General features: G+C 62.0%; 24 protein-coding genes and 3 pseudogenes. 4 read left to right on the top strand and 23 right to left on the bottom strand.

Annotation, left to right across the window (positions count from 1 at the left end):
- The 11 genes and pseudogenes from NA5_RS18360 to NA5_RS43230 all read right to left on the bottom strand — a co-directional run.
- Positions 1–355, bottom strand: a 355-nt coding sequence (locus NA5_RS18360; RefSeq protein WP_062987648.1) for a DUF6301 family protein, incomplete at its 3' end; no start/stop codon positions are given.
- Between the two features lie 108 nt (positions 356–463).
- Positions 464–916, bottom strand: a complete 453-nt coding sequence (locus NA5_RS18355) for a DUF6301 family protein (RefSeq protein WP_157110492.1) — start codon at positions 914–916, stop codon at positions 464–466.
- A 638-nt stretch (positions 917–1,554) separates the two neighbouring features.
- Positions 1,555–1,698 (bottom strand): hypothetical protein, encoded by a 144-nt coding sequence (locus NA5_RS40480; RefSeq protein ID WP_157110491.1) that lies wholly within the window; start codon positions 1,696–1,698, stop codon positions 1,555–1,557.
- A gap of 129 nt (positions 1,699–1,827) precedes the next feature.
- On the bottom strand, positions 1,828–2,277 hold the full coding sequence (locus NA5_RS18350; protein ID WP_062987644.1) for a TY-Chap domain-containing protein: 450 nt from the start codon (positions 2,275–2,277) through the stop codon (positions 1,828–1,830).
- Positions 2,274–2,663 (bottom strand): DUF6301 family protein, encoded by a 390-nt coding sequence (locus NA5_RS18345; RefSeq protein WP_062987642.1) that lies wholly within the window; start codon positions 2,661–2,663, stop codon positions 2,274–2,276. The genes NA5_RS18350 and NA5_RS18345 overlap by 4 nt, the downstream gene beginning before the upstream one ends.
- A gap of 176 nt (positions 2,664–2,839) precedes the next feature.
- Positions 2,840–3,190 (bottom strand): hypothetical protein, encoded by a 351-nt coding sequence (locus NA5_RS18340; protein ID WP_062987641.1) that lies wholly within the window; start codon positions 3,188–3,190, stop codon positions 2,840–2,842.
- A 33-nt stretch (positions 3,191–3,223) separates the two neighbouring features.
- Complete coding sequence (locus NA5_RS18335; RefSeq protein WP_062987639.1) at positions 3,224–4,369, bottom strand: DUF6301 family protein; 1,146 nt, start codon at positions 4,367–4,369, stop codon at positions 3,224–3,226.
- Positions 4,366–4,695 carry a TY-Chap domain-containing protein gene (locus NA5_RS18330; protein ID WP_062987637.1) on the bottom strand — a complete coding sequence of 110 codons (330 nt, stop codon included), beginning with the start codon at positions 4,693–4,695 and terminating at the stop codon, positions 4,366–4,368. Before NA5_RS18330 ends, NA5_RS18335 begins: the two co-directional genes overlap by 4 nt.
- Before the next feature lie 127 nt (positions 4,696–4,822).
- Entirely contained in the window at positions 4,823–7,438 is a 2,616-nt protein-coding gene (locus NA5_RS42295; protein WP_062987635.1) for a hypothetical protein, read from the bottom strand.
- A gap of 140 nt (positions 7,439–7,578) precedes the next feature.
- Positions 7,579–8,112, bottom strand: a complete 534-nt coding sequence (locus NA5_RS42290) for an SUKH-4 family immunity protein (protein ID WP_245672282.1) — start codon at positions 8,110–8,112, stop codon at positions 7,579–7,581.
- A gap of 109 nt (positions 8,113–8,221) precedes the next feature.
- Positions 8,222–8,593 (bottom strand): annotated as a pseudogene (locus NA5_RS43230) (toxin glutamine deamidase domain-containing protein); the annotation flags it as partial.
- A 69-nt stretch (positions 8,594–8,662) separates the two neighbouring features.
- On the opposite strand from NA5_RS43230, the gene NA5_RS42285 reads away from it, so the two are divergent.
- From NA5_RS42285 to NA5_RS42275, 3 genes are all read left to right on the top strand, one after another.
- Positions 8,663–8,908, top strand: a complete 246-nt coding sequence (locus NA5_RS42285) for a hypothetical protein (RefSeq protein ID WP_062987631.1) — start codon at positions 8,663–8,665, stop codon at positions 8,906–8,908.
- 1,482 nt (positions 8,909–10,390) lie between these two features.
- Positions 10,391–10,714, top strand: a complete 324-nt coding sequence (locus NA5_RS42280; RefSeq protein WP_062987627.1) for a hypothetical protein — start codon at positions 10,391–10,393, stop codon at positions 10,712–10,714.
- A gap of 465 nt (positions 10,715–11,179) precedes the next feature.
- Positions 11,180–11,599: a hypothetical protein gene (locus tag NA5_RS42275; protein ID WP_062987625.1), complete on the top strand. Its 420-nt coding sequence runs from the start codon at positions 11,180–11,182 to the stop codon at positions 11,597–11,599.
- On the opposite strand, the gene NA5_RS42270 is transcribed toward NA5_RS42275, so the two are convergent.
- The 8 genes and pseudogenes from NA5_RS42270 to NA5_RS18260 all read right to left on the bottom strand — a co-directional run bounded on the left by NA5_RS42270 (position 11,596) and on the right by NA5_RS18260 (position 18,892).
- The gene (locus NA5_RS42270; RefSeq protein WP_169811325.1) at positions 11,596–11,826 is read right to left on the bottom strand and encodes a hypothetical protein; all 231 of its coding nucleotides are present in this window, start codon (positions 11,824–11,826) and stop codon (positions 11,596–11,598) included. The genes NA5_RS42275 and NA5_RS42270 overlap by 4 nt on opposite strands.
- A 2,299-nt stretch (positions 11,827–14,125) precedes the next feature.
- Positions 14,126–14,413 (bottom strand): annotated as a pseudogene (locus tag NA5_RS43500) (WXG100-like domain-containing protein); the annotation flags it as partial.
- Positions 14,414–14,515: 102 nt separating this feature from the next.
- The gene (locus NA5_RS43495) at positions 14,516–14,839 is read right to left on the bottom strand and encodes a WXG100 family type VII secretion target (RefSeq protein WP_157110489.1); all 324 of its coding nucleotides are present in this window, start codon (positions 14,837–14,839) and stop codon (positions 14,516–14,518) included.
- Positions 14,840–14,921: 82 nt separating this feature from the next.
- On the bottom strand, positions 14,922–15,365 hold the full coding sequence (locus NA5_RS18280) for a YbaB/EbfC family nucleoid-associated protein (protein WP_062987617.1): 444 nt from the start codon (positions 15,363–15,365) through the stop codon (positions 14,922–14,924).
- Between the two features lie 4 nt (positions 15,366–15,369).
- On the bottom strand, positions 15,370–16,050 hold the full coding sequence (locus NA5_RS18275) for a hypothetical protein (RefSeq protein WP_062987615.1): 681 nt from the start codon (positions 16,048–16,050) through the stop codon (positions 15,370–15,372).
- A gap of 135 nt (positions 16,051–16,185) precedes the next feature.
- Positions 16,186–16,548 (bottom strand): hypothetical protein, encoded by a 363-nt coding sequence (locus NA5_RS18270; RefSeq protein ID WP_062987613.1) that lies wholly within the window; start codon positions 16,546–16,548, stop codon positions 16,186–16,188.
- Entirely contained in the window at positions 16,545–18,614 is a 2,070-nt protein-coding gene (locus tag NA5_RS18265) for a hypothetical protein (protein ID WP_062987611.1), read from the bottom strand. The genes NA5_RS18270 and NA5_RS18265 overlap by 4 nt, the downstream gene beginning before the upstream one ends.
- Positions 18,611–18,892: a hypothetical protein gene (locus NA5_RS18260; protein ID WP_062987609.1), complete on the bottom strand. Its 282-nt coding sequence runs from the start codon at positions 18,890–18,892 to the stop codon at positions 18,611–18,613. The genes NA5_RS18265 and NA5_RS18260 overlap by 4 nt, the downstream gene beginning before the upstream one ends.
- A 474-nt stretch (positions 18,893–19,366) precedes the next feature.
- On the opposite strand from NA5_RS18260, the gene NA5_RS42865 reads away from it, so the two are divergent.
- On the top strand, positions 19,367–19,492 hold the full coding sequence (locus NA5_RS42865; protein ID WP_281201723.1) for a hypothetical protein: 126 nt from the start codon (positions 19,367–19,369) through the stop codon (positions 19,490–19,492).
- Between the two features lie 114 nt (positions 19,493–19,606).
- On the opposite strand, the gene NA5_RS18250 is transcribed toward NA5_RS42865, so the two are convergent.
- The 4 genes and pseudogenes from NA5_RS18250 to NA5_RS18240 all read right to left on the bottom strand — a co-directional run bounded on the left by NA5_RS18250 (position 19,607) and on the right by NA5_RS18240 (position 21,782).
- Positions 19,607–19,972, bottom strand: coding sequence for an acyl-ACP thioesterase domain-containing protein (locus tag NA5_RS18250; protein ID WP_084484238.1), 366 nt, complete (start codon positions 19,970–19,972; stop codon positions 19,607–19,609).
- A 124-nt stretch (positions 19,973–20,096) separates the two neighbouring features.
- Positions 20,097–20,579: an SGNH/GDSL hydrolase family protein gene (locus NA5_RS42260; protein WP_245672284.1), complete on the bottom strand. Its 483-nt coding sequence runs from the start codon at positions 20,577–20,579 to the stop codon at positions 20,097–20,099.
- Between the two features lie 73 nt (positions 20,580–20,652).
- A pseudogene (locus NA5_RS42255) lies at positions 20,653–20,889 on the bottom strand (GDSL-type esterase/lipase family protein); the annotation flags it as partial.
- Positions 20,890–21,188: 299 nt separating this feature from the next.
- A complete protein-coding gene (locus NA5_RS18240; RefSeq protein WP_157110488.1) occupies positions 21,189–21,782 on the bottom strand; it encodes a hypothetical protein in 594 nt (197 codons plus the stop codon).
- Positions 21,783–22,213: the final 431 nt, after the last annotated feature.

Here is a 22,213-nt window from a genome sequence, read left to right as displayed (position 1 = left end):
ACCGCACCTGCGGATAATCACCCGGCAATCGCGTAGTTGGCTCACCGAGCGCCTCAGTAAGCGCACGCGTCATGCGCACGAACGCGTCCCACACGTTGTCGGCCTCATCGGAGTCGATGTCGGTCACCCGTTGCACGATGTGGTGGGCCTGTCCATCCAAGCCGTCGACACGGCCACTCGCCAGCCCGAATCCTGTATCAAGGCGTGCCGAATCCGGGCCTATTCGCTCGACATGCCAACCGAATTCCGCGGCCAGTTCCGGCACGTCAGCCAACCGCCACGACCAATCCAGCGACCGCAATCGAAGCGCCAGCACGACAATCTCGGCGTCGTCCAGCGCCCGCCAACCCGTCATAACCCCGCCCTATCGTCACTCTCAACACGGCCAGTCCGCTCTCGCCCACCCTCGCACATGCACGCGCCTGGCATGATCCGCAAGGACCAGTCCTGTCGACGGGCGTTATCAATCTTCCTGGTCGAGGGCGCTGAGCCAGTCGTTGGTCACCAGCTGTAACCGGACCGTGTGGTGGAAATCGATCAGCCGCAGGGTTGTTTCCGGACCGGCCCAGCGGATTTCGGGAACCCTAATGTCGAGGCGAGCGGTTGGTTCGCCGATGGATCTGTTCAGTATGTCCGCCATCCGGGCATATGCCGCCACCGTTTTATCGCGGCCGTCCGGGGTGTCAGGCGCCGGGGTACTGACAGTGACTTCGATGCGTACCGCGTCGCCGTCGAAGCCGATGATGTCGACGGTGTCGGGGCCGAGACCGGAGGCGAACTGAACCTGGTCCGTCGAGTGGATCGTGGGTTCTTGCCAACCGAATACGATCACCAAGCGCAGCAGATCGTCCATCCGCCACGACCAGACCAGCGTACGCAGTTTCTCGGCGAGATCGGCGATCTCGTTGTCGGACAACGCCTGCCATCCGATAGGCCGCGGCATCGGCTGTGCGACGGGTATGTGGTCGGCGACGAAGAGGGGTTTCGACGCAGGTCGAACTGCGGGGCGTGTCAACACCTTTTCGGTGGCCGCCGCGTAGTCGAATGTCAGGTCGTCGTCGGAAGTGATACGGGCTCGCGGTGCTTCGGGGGGGCGGTGTGCCGTATGTGAAGGTGGCGCCCCACATTCGCGTGCTGGATTCTTCCAGAATTCTGCGTGCGCGCTCCAGTAAGGCAGCGCTGGGCACTGCGTCGCTTACCGTTGCATCCGCTGACAGATGCCGACCGATGACAGTCAGTCCTGCTGCGCGGCAGCCGACTTCGACGAGCCCGATCGCTGTCGCGATGTCGAAAAACGGGAGGGCATCAATAGTGATGGACCATTCATCGGCGCCGGTGCGCAACAGCGTGATAGCGGCGGCGCGAATTGACGGGTATCGCGGGTGGTTTCGGATTTGGCACCCCAATTCGCTGCCCACTGCATCCTCGGCAGCTCCGGATGGGGTAAGCCCGATGACCGCTCGAAGTTCCTCGCGTTGAGCTTGATCGAGCCGACCAGTTGTGACCAGGCGAAACCGCCGCTCCAGCCTCATTCAAGGCCTCCCGATGTTGCCTTCACGACTGCGCTACCAGGCGCTCGGGCGTTGTGCCGCTGTCCAGCCACGCAACTGCGATCTTTCTCGCAACGGCCCGATAGAGCATATCGTCGGTGCCGTTCTCCGACGCGATTACCTCGGTGGTCTTGTTCAGGACCAACATTGTACTGGCTGCCTTGTGTATCGGTGTACCGGTAGCGAACACGCTCCTCGTCTTCCTCAATTTTCTCGATTTCTGCGTATAGCGCCAAGGTCATGCTCTCCTTGTCCCGAAAGCTCGAATGACAACCGATCAATCCTGACGTGCCAGCCCGAGCAGTGGCAGGTGAAGGTCGCGTTCGTCCGCGTTCTTGTTCCACGCGGTGTAGGTCAACGACCCCGGGTCGCTGATTCGGAAAGCGTCACGGAGTCCGGTCACCACCATTGCCGCCAACTGGCGGTATATGGCTGAATTGACCGGCCATGGCAGTTCGATCCACCAATAGGGGCCATGGTCGTCATCGGGTTCCTGCCAGCCTGACTCGGTGATCAGGCGGTGACCCGTTTCGTCAGGCCGTGCGGCGGGTTCGAGGAACTCATCACCTACCAATTCGGCCAGTAGCTCGTTATCGGTCTGCGCGAACTGCGCGAACCGCTGGTGGCCTGAAGGAGGTCCCGCTTCGACGATCTTCACAATCGCGCCTGCCGGCAGTACAGCTAACTGCTCGGCCAGTCGCTCGGTAAATTCCGCCCATTCCGTCATGTCAGGCCCTGCCGTTCGAATTCGGTGGATCTATCGAGAGCCGCCAGCGAGATATTCGTCTGATACGTCAGCTGGACAGTATGTGCGAGACTCAGATTCCTCAGGCGCACTGTTGTTTCCGGGAATGCCCAACGGATTTCTACGAGTCCGGTCGCAACCGCGCTCGCGGAGTCGGTCACCATCGACTCGACTACCCAGTCGCGGCCTGTTACCGCAACGCTGCTCAGCCCGATATCGCAGTCGAGCATGACCCAATCCGCTAGGGTCATTAATACATACCAGTCGAACCTTTCCCCTATCGAAGGCACATCCTGCAGCTGCCACGACCAGTCCAACGACCGCAGTTCGACTATCTCGTCATCGGTCAGCGCACGCCATCTCACCATCGATTCACCTTATTCATATTGCCGGATCGGACGGCTGGTACCAGTGAAAATCGGAGATCCGATTATCGACAAACCGATCGATGCCACGGTCATGGCCATGCATTAGCGCTGGCGCAGAGACGCGCTTCAGTAGCAATAGCCCTCAGCGCATCCGGATCTATCTCGGGGCCACTGGATCAGTTGATGGTGCGTTCCTCGCTCAATGGGTTACCGGCCGCATCGACTTCCTCATAGTCGATACTGAATTCGACTTTCGCGCTCCGGCACTGCGCGGCAAGTTCATGTAGCCGGGCAACGGCGGCCTCGACGGCGCCATCGATGTGGCCTTCGAGGAGGAAATAATTCGGGGGATTCTGCGGTGATGCCTCATAGCAGAGCAGTTCGAAGTCGTCTGTTTCGTAGTGCGTTTCCCATCCTCGGCGAGGCCGCACACGTAGATCGTCGGTCGAAAGCCACGATCTCAATATCTGCTCGACAATTTCCGGATCATCGGTTTCGAAGCTTCCGTGGAACGACGTACTCGGCACGAATCTACTCCAATCTCACAATCGTAATCTCAGCTATTCTACCGAGCGGTGTCTGGCTTCGTCTTCATCGTAGAAGGTCGTGATACCCGGGCTCTGCCGCAGAATCATGCGGATCGAGGGCGGCTGGTAGGCGAGTGTCAACGTGTTCTCGATGCCTTCCCATTGGGCCCACATGTTTGTTCCGGTGGCGCGCCTGGTCGGCTCGCCGTAGCTTGCGGTAAGAGCCGTTGTCATTCGAGTGAAGGTCTCATCTAGTTGTGAGCGACTGTTGTCGTCACCAGTCAGGGTGGCGACCGGCAGATCAATGAATTCGGCATCGCCACCGCTGCCACCGATGTAACAGTTACCAGGAACGGATCTGGTGTCCATGGTGATTTGGTCGGATTCTACGTTTTCCAGTGACCAGAACGTTGCGGCGCCGCCGAGGCCGAGCAGGTCATCCATCCGCCACGACCAAACCATGTTACGGAGTTCACCGGCTAGTTCGACAAGCTCGTCGTCCTCCAGTGCTGATCGTCGAAAAGGTGGGGTGCGGAGTTGGTTTTCCTTGGCAGACCGGAACGGTCGGGTTTCGGGATCGACCTCATATACGAACGGTTCGAACGCCGAGCTCGGAGTCCCGTCACGCAGTACTCGGTCAACGATCTTGTCTGCTTTTCGACGTCTTTCCGGATCGCCGACGACGGCCGACCGTATCGGGATGGTGTCGTGGATCGCGTAGATAGAGGGATCGAAAGGTGGCAGGGGTTGATCGACGACCGCAGTGGCGTCATCGAGTGTGGATATCGGCGTGGTAGAGGTAGGCGAGCGTTCCGGTGATGCAATTTCGGTCTTGGCTGAGGGGGGTTCGGCAGCTGGTCGTCGACGCTCGGCAATAGTGAACCCTACTGCACGGCAGCCTAATTCGGCGAGACAGAGCCACTTGGTGTATTTTGTGCCGGGTATGGCATCGAGGGTGAGGGTCAATTCTCTGGTGCCGGTGCGCACCAGAGCGAGAACTGTCGAGGTGACCGTTCGGTATTTGGGGTGCTGTTCGGTCCGGCGACCCAATTCGGTGCCAACGGGGTCGACCCCGCTTCCGGATAGGCTGAGCCCCAGGCAGTCTCGCAGTTGATCGAGGTGGGATGGGTCGAGCCGATCGTGCAGGACCAGCGTCAGTTGTCTTTTCAGAAGTTTCACGTCGCATCGATCCAGTTACGCCCCAGCAATGAAAGGATCAGAAGCTTGTTATCGTCATTCGATTTCCGCGCGTCGTGAACCGGGCGCGTCGCGATCAACCAATTATCGACATGGTCGGTGTCCGGTAGTTGCCAACCGGCATCGCTAATTCGTAGTTGCCCCTCCGAGGTTGGGCGGCCGATCGGATCAAGGTGTGCATCACCAGACGATTCGGCCACCATCAACTCCTTGTCTATGGCGAATTGAACGAACCTGCTGATCGTGCTGACGGTCATCACTGCAAGCTTCTCGGTCAGTGACTCGGCGAATGGCGCCGGTTCGGTCACCGCTAGTGTTCCTTTTCCTGTGGAGACCCGTTAAAAGCGTGTGTCGATCGACGCCATTCCATCACGTGATCACCTTTAGTTGCTCGATCCCTGGCCAACACCGGTATCCAATATCCTTCCGCTCACGCTAGCGTTCGCGCTCCAGCCCTCGCTCGAGCGCCTCGATCTCCTTGGCTCTTGTCCGGTGCGGGGCCTCTTCGGGACGCTCCCGAACAGACTCGCGCGCATCCTGGCCTTGACTGAGCTCCCATAGGAAGCGTTGGGCAATGATTTCGCTCGGGAACCCGCGGTCGATTCCCTTGGCAGCTTCCGCATAGCGGCGCGCGAGCGAGTCGTACGGAACTTCGATCGGTTCTCGTCCAGGCTGCCGGTAAATCAACACCCCCTTCTCCGCAGACCTTCCGATCGGATCGTGATTGCGGACCAATTGATAGACTTTCGGATCGAGGGTCCGCATTTTATCCGCAGTCAGCTCGAGGACCTTTGTCTGCCCGACGGTCTCGTTGTGGTCCTGCCGAACGAGTTCACGACCCAAAACATCTAATACATTTTCATATGTCCGGGCGCGTTCGGCCTCCAAAATCCGAGTCGTGATATCGGTCTGCACGCGATTCAGCCCCAGCGTTTCGAGCGCGCGTGAATCGACTGCTCGTTCATGTTCCACAGCACGGTGAATCTGGTTGTACATCTCGCGCACCTGCGCGGGATCGGGTTCCTTGCCCAGCGCGGCGGCTTGTTCGAGTTCCCGGGCCCGCTCGCGGATTAGTTCCACGAATTGTGCAGTTGCTCGTTCCTCCGGTTCGCGAGCCTCCATGACCTTTTCGGTAGCCTGGCGCACGAATTCATTTCGGAACGCATCGCTAGCTCTGCCGAGGGTACTCGCGCGATCAAGTTCCAGCCCGTGAGCGACAATTCGTTCATGCTTCGGATCCAGCCCCAGTTTCTGAAGCGCTCGAGCTTCCATTTCTTGCTCATGCCGAATGACGCGTTCCACGGCATCGTAGTTATGTAGCACATCGGCCAGTTCCGGGGCCTTGCCCTCAGCAAGGATGCGCTCCAATTCACGAGCTCTGTCCAGTTCGTGCTGGACGAATCGTGCACGTTCCTCGAGGTGTCCTTCGCGAAATTCTAATACCTTCTGGGTGGCAGTCTCTAGGAGGTGTCGTTCGGCAACTTGGAGTTCAGCTGTTACCGAATGATTTTGCTCGTAGGTGCTGATTTCCAGAAGGTGCTCGACCATTTTCGCCGAGTTGCCCAGGTCGAAGTCGCGCAGCACGTCCAGGCGGCTTTCGAGTTCGAGCCGTTGCGCCGTGGTCAAATGATCTCTTGCCAAAACGAGATCCCTGCTCACCCCGGCCAGTGGACCTCCCCGCTCCAGTGCGCTCCATGCCCGGTCGAGAGCTTCCTTTGCTTGGGCGTGCGCGATCGTTGCCTCGATATTCGGCAGTCGGTCATTCGCCAGCTCGACGACCAGCTCCATACTTTCCCGCCAATAGGGGGCGATGGTCTCCAACACCTGCTCGCGCTGGGCCGCGAAATCGCGGGCCAGCTCCTGCTCACGTTGCGTGATCAGGTCGCGTGGGGGAGGGCTGGCGCGCTGATTGCCGTCGAGATTTTCGGCAACATCGGGAACCGGTTTGTCGTTTGGGAGCTCACCCTGGAAGCGGTAGAGGTCCTCGATCGCGCGCTGCGCTTCGCGCTCTCGGGCCCCGTTCAACCGGTCGGCTAGTTCCTGTGCCCGATCCTTATCGGTTGTTTCGACGACAGGAAGTTCGGGACTTGAATCGAACGCGCTATCCGGAACGATCAAAGATATGTCCTCGATGTTCAATTCTGGATATTTTGACTGAATTTCCTTGGCTGCCGCTTTGAGTGGCTTGGAGATATCGGATGTGGATCTGACAACTCCTTTCAGGACGGCGTTCGAGAATGTTCTTGCTTGGCTGTTGTAGGCGTTCTTGTTGGCATCTATTTGCTGAGCTAGATCCCATATTTCGGATCGGGTGAGATCTTTCAGCTTCAACGGCACTGTCGGCGCTGCATCAGCAGCTCGGATTGCGGCGCGACCGTCAAAGCGATCGGCAAGCAATTCATAGAACCGGTCCCGTTCGATAACGAGCGCGAAATCTACATCTTTCGCTTCGGGTTTGCGCAGCGCGGACCCTTGAATGTACGGGTCGAGGTCACCGAGTCCTGCGCGGTGGAGAGCTTCGTGAAAATCTCGAGCGAAGGCGTTGAAATGTTCGGCGCTGTCGAAGCGGTACGGGTAGCCGCGTTCCGAAACAACGTTGGCCCAATTATCTATGTGGCGCGCGAGGGTTTCTGCGTCAACAGGTTTCGCGATGCGCGATCCGGTCTGTATGAGATCGGCGATGCTGCGATCGCTGAGTCCGTGCTGGCGCCCTTGCTCGACCAGTGCGTTGAGCTCTCGGTCGCTGTAGCTGAGCGCGAATTTCTCGGGATCGCCTGCGACTCGATCCCGGACCTTGTCGATGAGTTCCTTGGCGGGGGTCTGTGATCGGTCGTCGGAGATGCGGCGACTGAGTTCGCTCTTGTCGACCGGCTCGCGGGACTGATTGCCGCCAGAGCTTTCTGCCTCGCGGGCGGGTTGGGTGGTGTGCTCGGGCTTGCCGATATTGAGGTTGTCCTGTAACGGATTCCGCGTAAGGCTCGGGTCGCTGCGATCGATATGGGGCTGGTCGCGATGTTGCGGTGCTTCAAATTGCCGGGGCTCGTCGAACACGGATCGACTACGCGGCTGGTCCGGCGGTTCGATATGGTCCCGAGGTACGTCGAACCCCTCTGTGCCGGCTGGTACCCAGTCGGGCGCCGACACCGATGTTGGAGCTTCAACACCTCGCTGTAGCTCCGTGTGGTCGGGGCCTAGTCCTCGAAGGTCCCCTGTTCCGGCCAGGTCCCGTCCTGGCGGGATTTCCATTCCGCCCACGCCGCTGCGCGTGTCGCGCGCGCCCAGGTCGGCCGAGTATTGAGTGGGTGCTTGGTGATGGTCAGTTGGAATTCCTCGGTCGGCTCCGGGGGTTGGACCAGCGACTCGATCCGGACTTGATACTGGATCATCTCCGAGTCCTCGTGTGTGCGTTGGATTGTCGTCCGGGTGCGATGTGGGTAGATCTGGGCGCCCTGGACCGGTTGGCCCGCTTCGATCGCCTGGTCGTACATCTCCCCGACCGTGAACGGATCCAGACTCGGGTGTACCGTCACCACGCCCGTTTCCCGGTTCACCACGTAACTGGTGAGGCCCAGATCCATGCCCCGCGCTGTCTCCTCCGGGGTGAGTTTCGGACGGCACACCCATCCGTGCTGGAACGAAATCGGCCCTTCGAACTGCAGACTCGGGAATGCCTGGGCCAGATACTGCTGGACCTGTTCCTCGGTTTGGAACCTTTGTGCCGCCATGTGATCCTCCATTCGGGTCGCAAATCATGAATCGCACCCCCATCGACCTGTCGACCAGGTGCGCCGGCGGCTTATCGGAGATGATCGGCGGCTTCGGTTGCGCGTCCACCCACATCGGCCCGCTCGCCCCGTGCGGGTAGACGATCGCGGTAGCGTGCGAACCCCCCATGATCGGGCTGCCGTCCGGGTTGTAGAGCTTTTGCCCAGTTTGCGGGTCGCGGGCGTGCCAGGCGTTGTGCACGTATGCCGATGCACCCGGTCCTTGTTGAGCTACCCAGTCATGCAATGCCTGGAACTGCTCGGGTATCGATCTGCCGCCGTCGTTGAAATGTTGCCAGGTGCCGCCGATCCACGCTTCGGCGCGCTGTAGACCGAGCGCTTCACCTGCGCGGGTGTCGATGCTGCCGTCAGGCAACACATCCGGCCATCGAGGGGCAGCGACTATCGGCCGACCGTTGTGCGTGGACAGGATGGCCATCGTGCAATCACTGCAGTCGTTGCTACGGCCCGGTTTCGTGGGGCCACCATCGTTGATGTGCTCTGCGTACAAGTGAGGATCGGCACCGACAAGGAATCGATTGCCAGAACGGACGGAATCCTCGACTACGTGCTGATACGCGGGATCCTCGATATCGGTAAGGTTGCCTTCTCCGATGACCCGACTATCCGCAACGTCGCCGCGGGTGACTGGGGTATTGGCCTTAGCGATGTCGTTGCTGAGCTGGCGAATCTCGTCCGGGCTCAACCCATGTCCACGTTGGCCTGGTTCCGATGGCAGTCCGAGATGGTCGCGTAACTGCTGGGCGATTGTGTCGGGATGGCTGTCGGGATGCCAGGGGCCAGAGGTGTCACTGACGTGGATGTGGAGGTTCGCTGCCGCCGGATCCGGTGTGTGCACCAAGTCGATCAATATCCGGTCACCGGATAACAACCGCTGACCGTGATTGAAGGTCAGATCCGTTGCCAACTGCGCCCTTTCCCACAACCGCGCCACCTGTTCCGGGGATACGCTGCGGTCGGCGGTGACATGCACCTTGATGCCGGCTACCGCGACGGGGCCTTGGTGCTCATCGGGGTAGCGTCGGAAGTCATAGGCGGGCTTGGTATTCGGTCCATGCTCGGTTGGCACCGGAGTGGAATGGCCGCCGTCGGGCAGTTGCTGGCGGTACCACTCACGTACCTGTCGGACTTGTTGTGCCTGCTGCAACTCCTGAGGCGACAGGTGTTGTGGATCCTGGTGCGGGCCGGGCTGGTCCGGCCTCGGCGCTCTGCTCGGTTGTTGGGGATCGTCTGGGATCTGTGGACCGCGCTGCGGTGTGCGTGAATCCGGTTGCGGTGGTGTGTGTTCCGCAGGACCTGCATGTCGTGCCCGTGTTGGCGGGACTGACGTGTGTGACTCGGTAACTCGCGGGGATGTCGAGCTACGAGGGGATTCGTGAGGTGCCACCGGAGTGCGGGGCAGCGGGGGTGAGACCTGGTGCGGGCTGAGTTCTGGTGGACGCGGGTGCGATGTCGACGGTGTGCGGGTTACCGGTTGGTGTGGTCCTGGCGTCACATTCGTTGGTGAGCGATGCGGTGCAGGAGGGACGGGTCGGTGTGTTTCAGGGGAATGCCGCGTCGGCGGTGTCGGAGAGTGCGACTCCGGCGCAGGCGCATGTGGTGTCGGCAGCGGTGACTCGGGGGCACGCGAGGACGTCCAGGGCGCGTGCGGCGAGGATGATTCCGAAGCGTGCGGCGACACCGAATGCGGTTGCGCCTGTGAATGATCTGGCGATACAGGCTGCCGGGGGCCCGGGTCAGGCGTGGTTGGTGGATGTGGTGTCGCTGGCGCGTGAGGTATCGGTGGCAGCGATTCCGGCGCTCGCGACGACCTCCAGGGTTCCTGTGGTGCTGGAGACTGGGACTCCGGAGCAGGATCGTGGGGGTGCCATTGTTGGGCGTCGAGCCAGTTGCGCACCTGGATGTCGTGGGGGCTCTCGCCCGGTGGGTGGGCGCGTGCGGCGGCGATTTCTTGCTGGGTGGGTTGGTAGCGGCCGATGTGGGGGTTGTATTCGCCGCTGTAGAACGGGTCCATGGGGATGAGGCGGCCGTCGTTGAATCTGGCGACGTATCTGTCGACTGTGGGGTCGAAGCCCGGTCGGTGCGGCGGCGGCTCCGGTTCCGGTGCTCGCGTCGACGATATTTCCGGGTGGGCGACCGGATTATCGTGCGGTGCAACCGATTCGGCCCTGCCCCCGTGTCCTGTTCCTGAGCGATCCGTTCCGTGTCCTGTGGACTGATGACCATCGCGGCTCGTGCCGAGGTCATGGGTTTCGGCGAATCGCGGGTTGTCGAGATGGGCGAAGCGCGGGTTGTAGACAGGTTCGCCGACCTGGACAGACATCTGAGTGCCGTGGGCGTCGAGGATGATCTCCCGCGGCCAGATTCGGTACACGGTGTCGCCAGAGATTCCGCCAGGGGCCAAGACTTCGGCTTCCTGGTGGCTGCCTGCGTGGTACCGGCTGTGGGCAGTGGCGTCGTGGAAGGTGGCGTCCACGTCGATGCCGTGCGGGTGGTAGAGCTCATGCATGTACAGCGTCTGCCGGTAGGTGCCGTCGGGTAGACGTTGTAGTTTCCCCTCGTCAGCGAGCCGGTTCAGGTCGTTGCGGGCGATCTCCGCTCCCCGGGCAATGGTGTGCTCGGGACTTCGCGACAGCGACACGAACCCGTCAGCCTGGCCGGTGCTGGTGTGGCCGACGTGTGCGCCGATGTTGAGGTTGCTGGGGTCCCGCGGCGCGAAGCCGGGGCCGAAGATCTCCACACCGCGCGAATCCATCCGGAACAGCGCGTTCTTGGCGTCCAGGAACGCATCCCCCGCACTGAGGTCACGCCATATCGGTGACAGATCGTCGCCCTGATGGCTGACCACAATCTTCGTGGGGTCGATCGGTGCCGCACTGTCGTTCAGCGCGTCCCGTGGCATGGACCGCGTCAGGTGATCGGGCAACTCGCTGTCGTGGCATCCCGGTTCGAACGCGTCGGGTTCGACGCTCGAGTAGAGCCGTTTCTCCGGCGAGTTGGCTAGCTCATGGGCCACGACGTCGGTGAGGTAGCGCGGGTCGAGCTGGTCGGGAGTCTCGATCCGCAGTTGCCGCTGACCCTTGTAGACACCATAGTCAGCGAGAACCAGCTTGCCGTCCTGAAGCCCGCGGACGACGTCGTCGAACGAGAGGCCATGCTGCGCGGCGTACTTCTCGACGAACTTCTGCTCGTGATAGGCCAACTCGAACGGCGCGGCGCCGGGCTGTTGGGTCCATGCGGACCGTTCCGCTGGAGCGTCCGCAACGCTGGATTCGTCACGCGGCCCTGGATGGTTGTGGTCTGTTGCCGAGTCGTGGGCGCCGGGGGCGGGAAAGGCGTGCTCGCCTTCACCAGGCACTCCACGCCGAGATGGACTATCGACCGGTTCGGGGGCCGATGTGTCGCGGCGCTCGCTCCCGTCGGCTAGGAGGCGATTACCCCGTTCTGCGGCCACGCTTTCTCGCGTTTGGCCCGCAGCATGATCTGTCCCGCCGCGGACCGGAAAATCACGTCCTCCGGTTGGTCCGTGCGGGCGGTGTTGTTCGTTGTATCGATCGTCAGGATGCGATCGAGGTTGTCCCTGGTCTCCCCGAACTGGTATTCCACCTCGTTCGGGTCGTTCCTGATTCGGTTGTAGTAGATCAGTAGCGCCATCGTGTCGTCCCCATAGTGTGTCGTAGCGTTCGCCGCTGCGCGGTGCCGCAACCGGTGCCCAGTTGTGGTCGATATTGGCGTGTGCGTGGGCGTCTTGATAGAGGGCCCCCGGGTTGTCGCGATAGTAGTTCGACTCCGCCAGTTCGTGTTCGAGCAGCACCATATCGGCGGGGTGCGGCCGACCGGATCGCAGTCGTATCCATGCTTCGGCGATGTCAGGGTCCGCGTCGTAGCGTCGGTGTGCGACGGTTCCGTCGTAGTCCTGAATCGGATGTTCTTCACGGAACAGGTGGTTCTTGATCTGCTCGACGTCGTCGCGGGTGAAATGCGTCCCGTCCTCACGTGGATGGTCGGCGAGAACACGGGCGATGTCGTCGATATCGCGGTCGTCGCTTCGGAAATGGTCGTAGGCGTCTTCGGCCCATTCGAACGCTGCGAAATCGTCGCGTGGCCGGACCGCTCCACCCGAATATGCGAGGTCCGGTTCGTCTGGTGTGGTGGCCTCACGCGGCGAGTGATCAGTCGAATCCGGGTGTGGCGAGTCGGCGCGACGCTCACCTGGTGCCGAAGAACCTCCACGGTTGTCACCGCTGGAAGGCGGGTGCGCGAGGACCTGCGGTGCCTGGTTGCCCGTGCCCCCGGTCGAGGTGTCGCGAACTTCTGGCTCCGGTGTGTGATCGTTCCTACCGTCGGGACGGTCCGAACGATCGGCGGTTCGTCGAGGTGGGACGTTGTCGGGTTCGTCGCCAGGTGCACGGTGGCTGCGGGGTTGCGTATTGCGGTCCGCGGCAGGTGGATTGCGGTCGGCGGCTGGCGCGCGGTTGGCAGCAGATTCCGGGGAGCGGGGCGCGACGCGTTGTCCCGTGTCCGTGCTGCGCGAATTCGCCGAGTTTACGGTCTCTCGTGGCGGGGAGGCGGTGTCACGTGGCCCAGGCAGGTGGGTATCGGGTCGACTGGCTGAGTTGGGGTGTGGTGACCGGTCACCGGTCCCGTTGGCCGGTGTCCGGTCAGTTGGCTGGTGCGGCGTGGAATCGAGACGTGGTGTGCTGCCAGCGGCTTCACGTGTGGGGGGTGTTGCCGCCGTCCGATCCGGGGTGTCGACACTACTGGGTGAACGAGGGGATTCGCTGGGGCGCTGTGGGGTTGTGGCGCGGTCGGTCGAGGCAGGTGTGTCTGATCGGGGCGAAACCTCCGAACCTTGGGGAAGGTCGGTGGATGCCCGAGCCGTACCGGCAGGCGAGGGACGGTCGCCGACGGCGGTAGCCGCGTTGGAGACAGGTGTCCCATGCGCGACTTGTCGGTCCGGTGTGGGTGTCGTGGTTGTCGCCGACGGCGCCTGTCCTACAGTGCCACGGTCGGGCGTCGAGGGCCCGGCGGCGCTGCCAGCTGGTGCGGCAGAGGGGTCGGAGGAAATGGAACGGCTATCGCCGGTATGGCCCGTTCCTATTGAATTGGATTGGCCCCCAACCGGATTCTCATGGCCGACGGCCGAAGTGGAAGTAGGGCCGTGGGTTTCCTGGACTCCTGTGGTGGTCGCGGCGGCCGAGGAGGTGCTCGCCTCTGGGTGCGTTGTGCTGGACGAGGGCGTTGTGTCGGTGTGGGTTTGGGTCGTCGGTGTGGACGCGGCGGTGGTGGAGGGTTGCTCGCTGCCGGCTGTGACGGGGGATTCACGGGAGGACTCGATGTGGGTACTGGCTGATGATCCGGTCTCGTGCGTAGGGACGACGTCATGTGGTTTGACGCGACCGAATCCGGCGCCTGCGCCGTCGGCGACAGTGCTGAAATCGACGTGTCCCCCGGACGCTGCGGCAGCGGCTGCGGTGTTGCCGGCGATGTTGCCGGGGACTGCACCCACGCCGCGGGTCAGTACTCCGCCCAGCGAATTCGATCCGACGTCGGTGCCCACCGCAGTAGCCAGACTCTGGCCGGCTTTTGCCGCGATCGGCCCGGCCACCGCGCCGGCAACCGCGCCTGCACCGGCGGATCTGCCAACCGAGCCCAGGTCGAGGCCCTCGCGATTGCCTTCAGCGATCTGGACACTCTGGGCGGCCAGATCCGTGCCCGCCCCGAAAGCCGTGCCAAAAGCCGAGCCACCGGCAGCTTCACCAACGACCTTGGCAGCCAGTCTCGATGCCGCCTGCTCACCCAACTCGCCAGCTGCTTTCAGACCAAGTCGCTCGACAAGAAACGCCGCCCCCTTGGCAGCCAGCTTGTCGATCAGCTCTTGCACCGTCTTACGGATTACGAGCTTGACGGCGGCGGCGGCAGCGAGGTCGGCGACCTGACCGATACCGGGTACGAAGGCTATCGCCAGCATTGCGGCCAACGAAAAGTAGATCGACAGCTTGGCGTACTCGATATCGGTGGCACCGTGTTCGAGTTGTTTCGCGAAGCTGTCGCAGGCATTGATGAGGCCTTGCAGATCGCTGCCGTCCCCGCCGGCGACATCTTGCCAGTATGTGGACATCGCGTCGTGAATTTTGCCGTCGATGGCGGACAAAGCGGTGTTCATCGCTTGATCGGCAGGCTGCTGCAGTTCCCGCAGGGCATTGGCCATATTCGACCAGTGTTCGGCTGTTCGGCGCATGGCGTCTTCATCGCCCTCGGGCCAATGACCGACCAGGAAGTCCTGAAGCCATCCCAGCGGACCCGGAAGCTGCGGAAACCACAGAGTCATAGGTGTCTGCCCCTACAGCGGCCGGAACGGGTCAGCGTTGTGCTGATCTTGGTTTTGCAGGCCATTGGCGGTGGTGGTGATGCGATCACCGGTCGTCTTCAGCTTGGTCGCCAAGTTCGCCAGCGCAGCAAGGCATTCCCCGACGCTGCCCTGGCCGTCCCCCTGCGGATAGTTCTGCTCGAACTGCTGTCCAGGCTTGTCCTCACCCCAGCAGCGGCCCTCCGACTGAAGCCCCTGCCGAAGCTGCTCCAACGCTGAATTCACATCATCACCCAACTGCTCGAACTGCGGTGATACCGCACGCAACCGGTCCGGATCAGCCCACAGCTCAGCCACGTTCACACTCCCACTTCAGGTTTCGGACGTCTTCGAATTAGACGCTGCGGCAGCGCCTTTGGTTCCACGGATCTATGTCAGCTCAAAGTGATTGCTCGGGCGGCGGCGATGTCCGCGACAGCACCGCCTGCAGATTCCGCAAACTCGGTGCGCCCGGGATGATTTCGTCGAGATCGGCCATACCGTCCACGATCGACTTGACGGGCGCCAGCACCTTCTCCCGGGCTGCGGCTGCCGCCTCGACCGCGCCGCGGATCGCGGCATTGAGATCCTCGCTCAACTGCTGCGGTGTGCTGCGACGGTAGGCGTCATCGGCGATGGTTACCTCCGTGACCATCCCGGATGAGTTCACGGTCACCCGCGCGAGATTCTTCGGTGTGGTCGCATGGATCTTCATCGCGGCCAGCTTGCGTTGGATCTCGCCCAATTCATCGATCTCACGGTCGAATTCGTTCTGGATCGCATCCAATGCCGAACGCAGACCAGCGTTTGCGGACCGGATCTGCTCCTGTTCCCACCGCTCCATGCGATCACCCGCCGTCGGATTCTGTTGCGTTGCCGTTGCTTTCGGCAACGATCCATTCCTGCCACCAATCGGCCAGATCCGAGCCCCGCAACTCCGCGTTCGGAAAGCCGTCAGGGTTGACGATCACAACCGTCCGCTCCTGCGTGCACACTTGCTCGAGCACTTCTCGACCCGCGACCATCCGGCGCAGCCACGGATTGACATCACCGAGCAACATGCCCGCAGAGGTATGGACGTCCAAGAGCATTGCGTCGCGTACGGGGCGCAGCGGCAAACCCCGCCGCCCCTCTGGATCATCGGTGGGCAGAACCACAATGAACTCACTGCGGCTGAACGCGTCGATGAATCGACCGATGTTGTTGAACCCGTACTCGAGTCGCCACATCACCAACTCGAACTCGTTCGCGATGTCCCGACGTGCGTACTGCGGAGTCGGTATGAAATCCGGATTCAACCAGATCTCCGCGAATCCGCCCTTGTCGTCGGCCAACCAGCCACCGATCACGTTGCTCTGCCCGATCGCCGACTTGTCGGCCCGCGGGTCCACGAAATGCTGCCACTTCCCTGGATTCGCACGTGCCCACGCGAAATCAGCCTCGCTCGGCTCCGGCAAGACCTGGGCATCGGCAAACGGATAATCGGAAATATGCAGCTTGTCCTGTCGAGCTCGCTGGCCCAGATTCATAACCGCCCCCTACCACTCGCTCGGGCCATGTTGGACACACTTGGGCGCCCCGGCCAGATCAACTCGCAACCTTATCTCCCGCAATCCACACACCTTGTTGCGCAGGCGAATAGAACCGCCCACTGAGGGAGCTCACTAGACCAACCAGGACTTCGGCGTGTCATAACCTTCTTCCCTGGCCTCGTCCTCGTCGGTCCAATCGGTCGGCATCACGTAGTTATCCCTGCTGTTCTTGCGCGCGGCTGCGGCAGCCCTAGCCCTGTCAGTGGCTTCCCGTAACAGTCGATCATGCTCGGCAAGGGCCTCGTCAGCCGCTCTGTGTTCCGGGGACTGCTCGTGTTGTTGTTCGCGCTGGATGAGCTCTTGGCGGACCTCGTCGAACACCTCTGCACCGCTCCGAGTGGTCCGGGCATCGGCGTCGAGAAAATGGGTGAGCACCGTGCGGGAAGCTGCTTGGTAGTCGGCGACGATTCGGTCCATCTCGGCCGCATAGTTCATTTCGGTTCGCCCATATCGATCTCGATCTTCACACCGTCATCTCGTGAAACCGGTGTTGTCGCGGGTTCGGGTAGCGGCGCCGGATCTGTAGGCGCTTCGGCATCCGAGGCCACTTGTGATCCGCTATCCAACGGCCCGGCTGTCGCCAGCACCGGTCCTAGGGCCGTTGCGCCGTCCGGCCCAGATGGGGCGTCGAATACCCCGTCGAAACCCGGAGAGGCGTTCCACATCGGTTGGGGTAGTACGAGTCCGGTGGAGCTGCGGTCGCGTTCTGCTGCGTTCTTGCCTCCGGCCGCGCTACTTCCAGGCATGCCGCTTGTTGTCGAACCTGTGGTTGCCTGCGAGCCACTCGCGGAGGAGCCGGACGTGGAATCTGTTGTTGCAGTGTGTGATGTCTGCTCCACTGACGTTCCCGACTGCGTTACGGGCACGGACAGTGTTGCCGTTGGCGCCTCCACCCGCGTTGTTGCCCCGCTTCCTGCTGTGGACCCCAAAGTGGGGGGCGCGGAGTCGTTGGATGTATTGGTTGTCGTGGGTGTTGTAGCGGATTCCGCAGTCGGGGTAAAGAACGGCACGCCGTCCTTGATTCCCATCGAGTACTGCTGCGACTTACCGTCGGGACCGGTGATCTTCGCGGTGACCGTACCGTCGGGTGCCTGTGTCACCGTCATACTTTGGCCGGCGACAGTGAAACTCGCCAGCGTCTTCGACCCGGATGACTCGCTCGTGCCGGCAATCGTTGAACCCGTACCGGTCGTGATCCCGCCGAGTCCGGACAATCCTTGTTGAACCGTGGTCCCGAGCTGGCTCAGACCCTGCTGCACTGTCTGTCCGGCCTGGCTGGCAAGGCTCGTCAACGTCTGCAGCGGATTCGTTTGCGATGTGGTCGGGGTAGCCGATGTGGGGATTGTTGATGTCGATTGCGGCGCAGTCTCCGACGTGGGCGAGTTGACCCCCGCGGTCTGCACCCCGGTGCTCGCCGCGCCGGTCTGGGACGTGGGAGATTGCGCTGGCGTCTGCTGGTCCTGCGGTTTGGGAAACGGTTTGGGGTCGTGGTTGTCCAGCAAGTCCATCACCGGCTGATAGGCACGGCGAATGTAGTAGTCGGCCAGCGCGCACTGATGGACGAAAGCCTTGAAAGCCTCTCGCACCGCCGGACCGAAATGATCGGTCAGCCATTGTTTGCACACCGGCTGGATCTTCGACATATTGCCCGCGCTGTTCAGCATGACCGAGCCGTCGGACTCAGTAATGTGCAGCTGCCGGATTGCGGTTTGTGTGTCGTTACCCAACCAGTCCCTGTCTCCCGATGCCACTGTGATGATCGCGCTCACTGGATCTTCGGCTCCGTCGAGCCGCATGGCGTGCCCGGCGACCGGACATTGGGAGCTGTCGAACCCAGCGACGAAATTCGCCTTGTCCCTGACGATCTGCAGTAGCACGTCGGGTAGCCCATTGACAGCTGCCGTAACCGCTTGCACGTACTGGGTCTGCTGATCGGCATGTGCGTGTAATCCGGCCAGATAATCCTGGGCGGCGCCGCCGGCGTTTCCCTGCCATACCTCAGGCACCGCGTCCTTTATACCGGCCAGGTCGGTGGTGATATCAGCCGTGCTGGGGTGAGAATCAGTCCCTGAGCAGGCAGCGGCGAGCGCTGCGGAGAGGCTGCGCAGGCTGTCGAGGTTCATGCTGCGCTGTTGGTCGTAGTAGGTCCACTCCAGACGGCGCATCTCCTCGTTCGGATCCTTGATGGTGTCGATACGTTCACCGCCGACCGCCGTACCGTCGAGACTCAGCGGCTCAACGACGATGCTGTCGAACCCCGGCAGCTTCAACAAATCCCACACACGGTGATAGCGAACCAGCGCCAACTGGAACCACTCGAGCCCGGGAGCAGCCTGATCCAGCAGTTTGTTGACATCGGAACCAGTGAGTTTCGGCTTGTCGTTCCAGATCGCCTTATCGAAGACGCTGTTGCCGTCTTCCTTGAGGAAACGCGCAAGGTCCTGCTGCGCCTTGCCGAGGTTGGCTTGATACTGCCGCTCATACTGTTGGGGAGTCGTCATGCCGATCCCAACTGGCCCTCGGCTGCGGCGATTTGAGCATGAGACTCCTGGTCGGTAGTCACTGTAGTAGTCACTGCTTGCCGCAGAACCTCGACCGTAGCGCCGGAAGCCTCAGACCACGACTGCAGCATCGTGACGATCCCCTCCACCCCCGCCGCGAGTTTGTTTCCCTGCTCCAGATAGTCCTGCCCGGCATGAGCTGCCTCGAAGCCAGCCTCCGCGATGAGTGTCGCGTGCCCCTGGGTGGCATCAACGGCCGGTTCAATGGTGCGTGCCATACCAAGCACCGACTCTGGGACGAAAAGCACTGCCCCTCCTCATCTTCCGATGTCACCCGCAGAATGCCAAGCCGTCGAAACCGGTCAGCTTCATGATCATGACACAGCCGAAAGAAGGCGCTCGATTTGAAAGACGTTGCTTTGCAATATCTTTACCTGTGCATGGTGGCAGTGATGGATTCGGGGCGTAATTCATCCGCGGTCACGGGGGATACGCGCCTCTAAATCGTCATCCGCCAGTCGTTGCCTCTTTGGGGGCCTGTGACTGCGGCCAAGACGAAGGAGCCTCTTCGCCGCCAGCTGGTCGAGGACGCCTGGATACACGCCGATCGAGGCCGAGTTCGGTGAAGTCTCCTCGCTAAACCTTCGGTGCGACAACTGATCTCGATGGCGGGTGGGTTCAGTGACAGGGGTGCGGACTCGCGGGAACCGGAGCGGGAGCGGGTCCGTTCTGCAGTACTTTTGGCGCTGCGCGTGGTGCTTCCACGCACCAGGCATCCAGCTGCCGAGGACACGGTCGCCGAATGGGGACAGATCCTCGAAGGAAACCGCATCGACAACGACTACTGGACCTACCACCTGAACCGCGAACACCAATGAGTCCACCCGACCATCAACTCGCCGCCTGATCAACAATCACTGAAAACGAGCTACTCCCAGTTAGCTCGGTGGCACCAGCGTCGCTGACATCAAAGTGGGAATCACCAACATCTACTATCCTGCAGCGGCACTCTCGGTCTCGATGAGTCCGCCCTCGCTGCCCTCGATTCGGACTCGCATGCTGCACCAGCGGGTGGATGTCGCCGAAGTCCACCGCCTCAGCGTGACGATCTCGCCAAAGGAGATCGGCCGGATCATGTCGATCACGGAACGGCGAACGATCCAGGCCTGATGCGCGCTCCCGTCGGGACATACCTCGAGATGGTCGTATCCGATGTCCTGCAGATAGCGTGCGACGCCATCGAGCCGCGGCGTCCGGTCCACTCCGGCGTCGCCGATCCTGACTCGTCGCGTCCGTGTGAAGGGTTCCACATGTCGAGGGCACGCGGGCAACCGCGATGCGGCATCGCAGATCTGCATGGATGATGTCATTTCACGCGCTTTCCTGCCAGTGGCAGTTTCGACAATGAGCCGGGCTGTTCACCGCCGACCGACCTGCGCGCTGACGACGCGATCGAGTCGCAAGGGTGAATGAACTCACGTCTCATAGTTCGGCCTCTTGGTGGTGAACCGGCTGCGGGACGGGACGTTTGGCGGTGCGACCGTCGCCGGAGGACTTGCCGGTCAAGCGGCGCCCCAACCAAGGGCCGAGAAAGGCGGCCGTCCAGCGGAATTCGCTGGTGATTGCGGTGAGTGCGCCACGGTCGGGCGGCGGCGGCAGCGGTCGGCTCCAGCTGTTGTCGGCGCCCGGCAGGTGTAGTGCTTCGGCGAGGGCTGCGGCGATGCGCTGGTGTCCGCCGGGCGCGCAGTGCAGTCGGTCGGTGCTCCACATGCGTGGATCGGTGACGACCTCGTGGTCGGCGGTCTCGGCCACGATGACGCCGTGGTGGGCTGCCGCGGTGCGGATGTGGTGGTTGAGCGCGGTGATCCGGCCGCGCAACGGTCGCGCGATGGGGATGATCCGCGTGATGTCCGGGACGGTGAAGGTTGCCACCGTCGCGCCCTGCGCCGTGAGGGCGCCGAACATGGCGTCCAGGTAGTGTGCCGACCGTGTCGGCGTCGAATCCGGGGCGCAGCAGATCGTTGACCCCGGCGAGGACCGTCGCCAGATCCGGCCGCAGTGCCAGCGCCGCGTCGAGCTGCTCTGCGTGCACCTGTGCGGCGAGTCGACCGCGGATGGCCAGGTTGGCGTAGGTCAGCTGCGGATTGAGTTCCGCGAGGCGTTCGGCGAGCCGGTCGGCCCAGCCGCGGACGCCGGTCCGGTCGTCGCCGTCGCCGACGCCTTCGGTGTGACTGTCGCCCAGGGCGACGTAGCGGAAGTAGGGTGCGCCGCTCATGCGTGGGCCCTTCGGTCGGCAAGCATGCAAACAAACATAGTCCTAATAGACAAGTAATTGCCTACTAGCTTTATTGTCTATCGCTGGTAGAAGACCTGAGTGGATGCCGGTGGTGCACACATCGGGTTAGACACCACCGGGTGCACCTCCGCACCGGGTTCACAGTAGGACACCCGCACGCAATGAACATCAACCATCGGGCGATCGCTCTAGCTGCGGCATACGGGGATCCGTACTCATCCAGGCGCTCGAGGGCCAGACGCACGGCCTTCTCACGACGCCGGTGCTAGTGGACATACTCACGAATGAACCAACACGCGCCTTGGAGGCATCGGCACTCGATAGGCGGCCATCGGCACCCAAAGCAGCAGGAGGACGCCTGAAACGTATGCGGCGGCAGCCAAAGGCTGATACATCGCTAGATAGCCGACCCCGGACACTGCTAGCGCAGCCGCGAGAACCAAGCCTAGATACGCGACAACATCGCGACGCCGCAGCGACGCGCCTGCTGCCAACCCAGCCAGAGCAAACATCTTCAACCCATCCAGTCGGCTGGTCAGCTCGAACAACACCGGAGTCGCTGTGGCCGACAGCGCCACCTCGACTCCGAACTGCGTCAAAGAGGCGCCCACTGCCGCCAAACCTCCCGTTGTGGCCATGGCTTTGGCGACGCCTGTCAATCGACCACGCAGCCCGATAACCACCACCGCCAGCAGCACGCCCGCGAGTCCATGCACGAAGAACGACTGCATTGCGAACCCGCCAGGCCGAGCCTCGTAAGCGGCCGCGATCTCGGTGTTCGTCGCACTTAACGGAACGCTAGCCGGACCGAACGCCAGCCCGATGACCCACACTGCCGAGTAGCAGATTGCGGCGATGAATGTAGAACGCACGATACCTCCGTGAGCATTGATCTTATTTGAGAGCATCGCTCTCAAATAAGATCATCTACCACGATTTGCCTCGGCGTCAACAGTGGCGCTGGTCCGCAGCGAGGCCTATGGACATGAACGTTGGTAACGGCCGTGTCGAACCGACAAAGGCGGACTGAATCGTCGGGTTTGGGGCCGCTTGCAGTCTTGTGGACGATGGTCTCCCTCCTGTCGAAGCGTTCCCCGCCCGACGACGGCAATGTGCTGCGTGATGCCGGAATCTCCGGTCCGTGCCGATGCTGTCGGCGCGAGCGAAATATGGAGAACGTCAATGAGCAGTCAATTCACCTCGGTAGCGGCACCCTTGCGGGAGGTTCGCGGAGTGATCCATGCGAAGGTTTCGCCCCGGGCGGCACGCCAGGTCCTGCCGAAGTTGTTCGGATTGCGCACCG

The sequence above is a fragment of the Nocardia anaemiae NBRC 100462 genome, assembly GCF_001612725.1.
GTDB lineage: Bacteria > Actinomycetota > Actinomycetes > Mycobacteriales > Mycobacteriaceae > Nocardia > Nocardia anaemiae.
This window is presented reverse-complemented; position numbering and strand designations above follow the sequence as displayed.

Excerpts from the sequence above, each read along its gene's own strand:
- NA5_RS18345 (WP_062987642.1), bottom strand. The coding sequence starts at position 2,663 with ATGGTGAGATGGCGTGCGCTGACCGATGACGAGATAGTCGAACTGCGG.
- NA5_RS18280 (WP_062987617.1), bottom strand. The coding sequence starts at position 15,365 with ATGGAGCGGTGGGAACAGGAGCAGATCCGGTCCGCAAACGCTGGTCTG.
- NA5_RS18265 (WP_062987611.1), bottom strand. The coding sequence starts at position 18,614 with ATGACGACTCCCCAACAGTATGAGCGGCAGTATCAAGCCAACCTCGGC.
- NA5_RS18275 (WP_062987615.1), bottom strand. The coding sequence starts at position 16,050 with ATGAATCTGGGCCAGCGAGCTCGACAGGACAAGCTGCATATTTCCGAT.
- NA5_RS42275 (WP_062987625.1), top strand. The coding sequence starts at position 11,180 with ATGGGCCACGACGTCGGTGAGGTAGCGCGGGTCGAGCTGGTCGGGAGT.
- NA5_RS42280 (WP_062987627.1), top strand. The coding sequence starts at position 10,391 with ATGACCATCGCGGCTCGTGCCGAGGTCATGGGTTTCGGCGAATCGCGG.
- NA5_RS18350 (WP_062987644.1), bottom strand. The coding sequence starts at position 2,277 with ATGACGGAATGGGCGGAATTTACCGAGCGACTGGCCGAGCAGTTAGCT.
- NA5_RS42270 (WP_169811325.1), bottom strand. The coding sequence starts at position 11,826 with ATGGCGCTACTGATCTACTACAACCGAATCAGGAACGACCCGAACGAG.
- NA5_RS18260 (WP_062987609.1), bottom strand. The coding sequence starts at position 18,892 with ATGGCACGCACCATTGAACCGGCCGTTGATGCCACCCAGGGGCACGCG.
- NA5_RS18270 (WP_062987613.1), bottom strand. The coding sequence starts at position 16,548 with ATGAACTATGCGGCCGAGATGGACCGAATCGTCGCCGACTACCAAGCA.
- NA5_RS42260 (WP_245672284.1), bottom strand. The coding sequence starts at position 20,579 with ATGTTCGGCGCCCTCACGGCGCAGGGCGCGACGGTGGCAACCTTCACC.
- NA5_RS18250 (WP_084484238.1), bottom strand. The coding sequence starts at position 19,972 with ATGCAGATCTGCGATGCCGCATCGCGGTTGCCCGCGTGCCCTCGACAT.
- NA5_RS42290 (WP_245672282.1), bottom strand. The coding sequence starts at position 8,112 with ATGGCGGCACAAAGGTTCCAAACCGAGGAACAGGTCCAGCAGTATCTG.
- NA5_RS40480 (WP_157110491.1), bottom strand. The coding sequence starts at position 1,698 with ATGTTGGTCCTGAACAAGACCACCGAGGTAATCGCGTCGGAGAACGGC.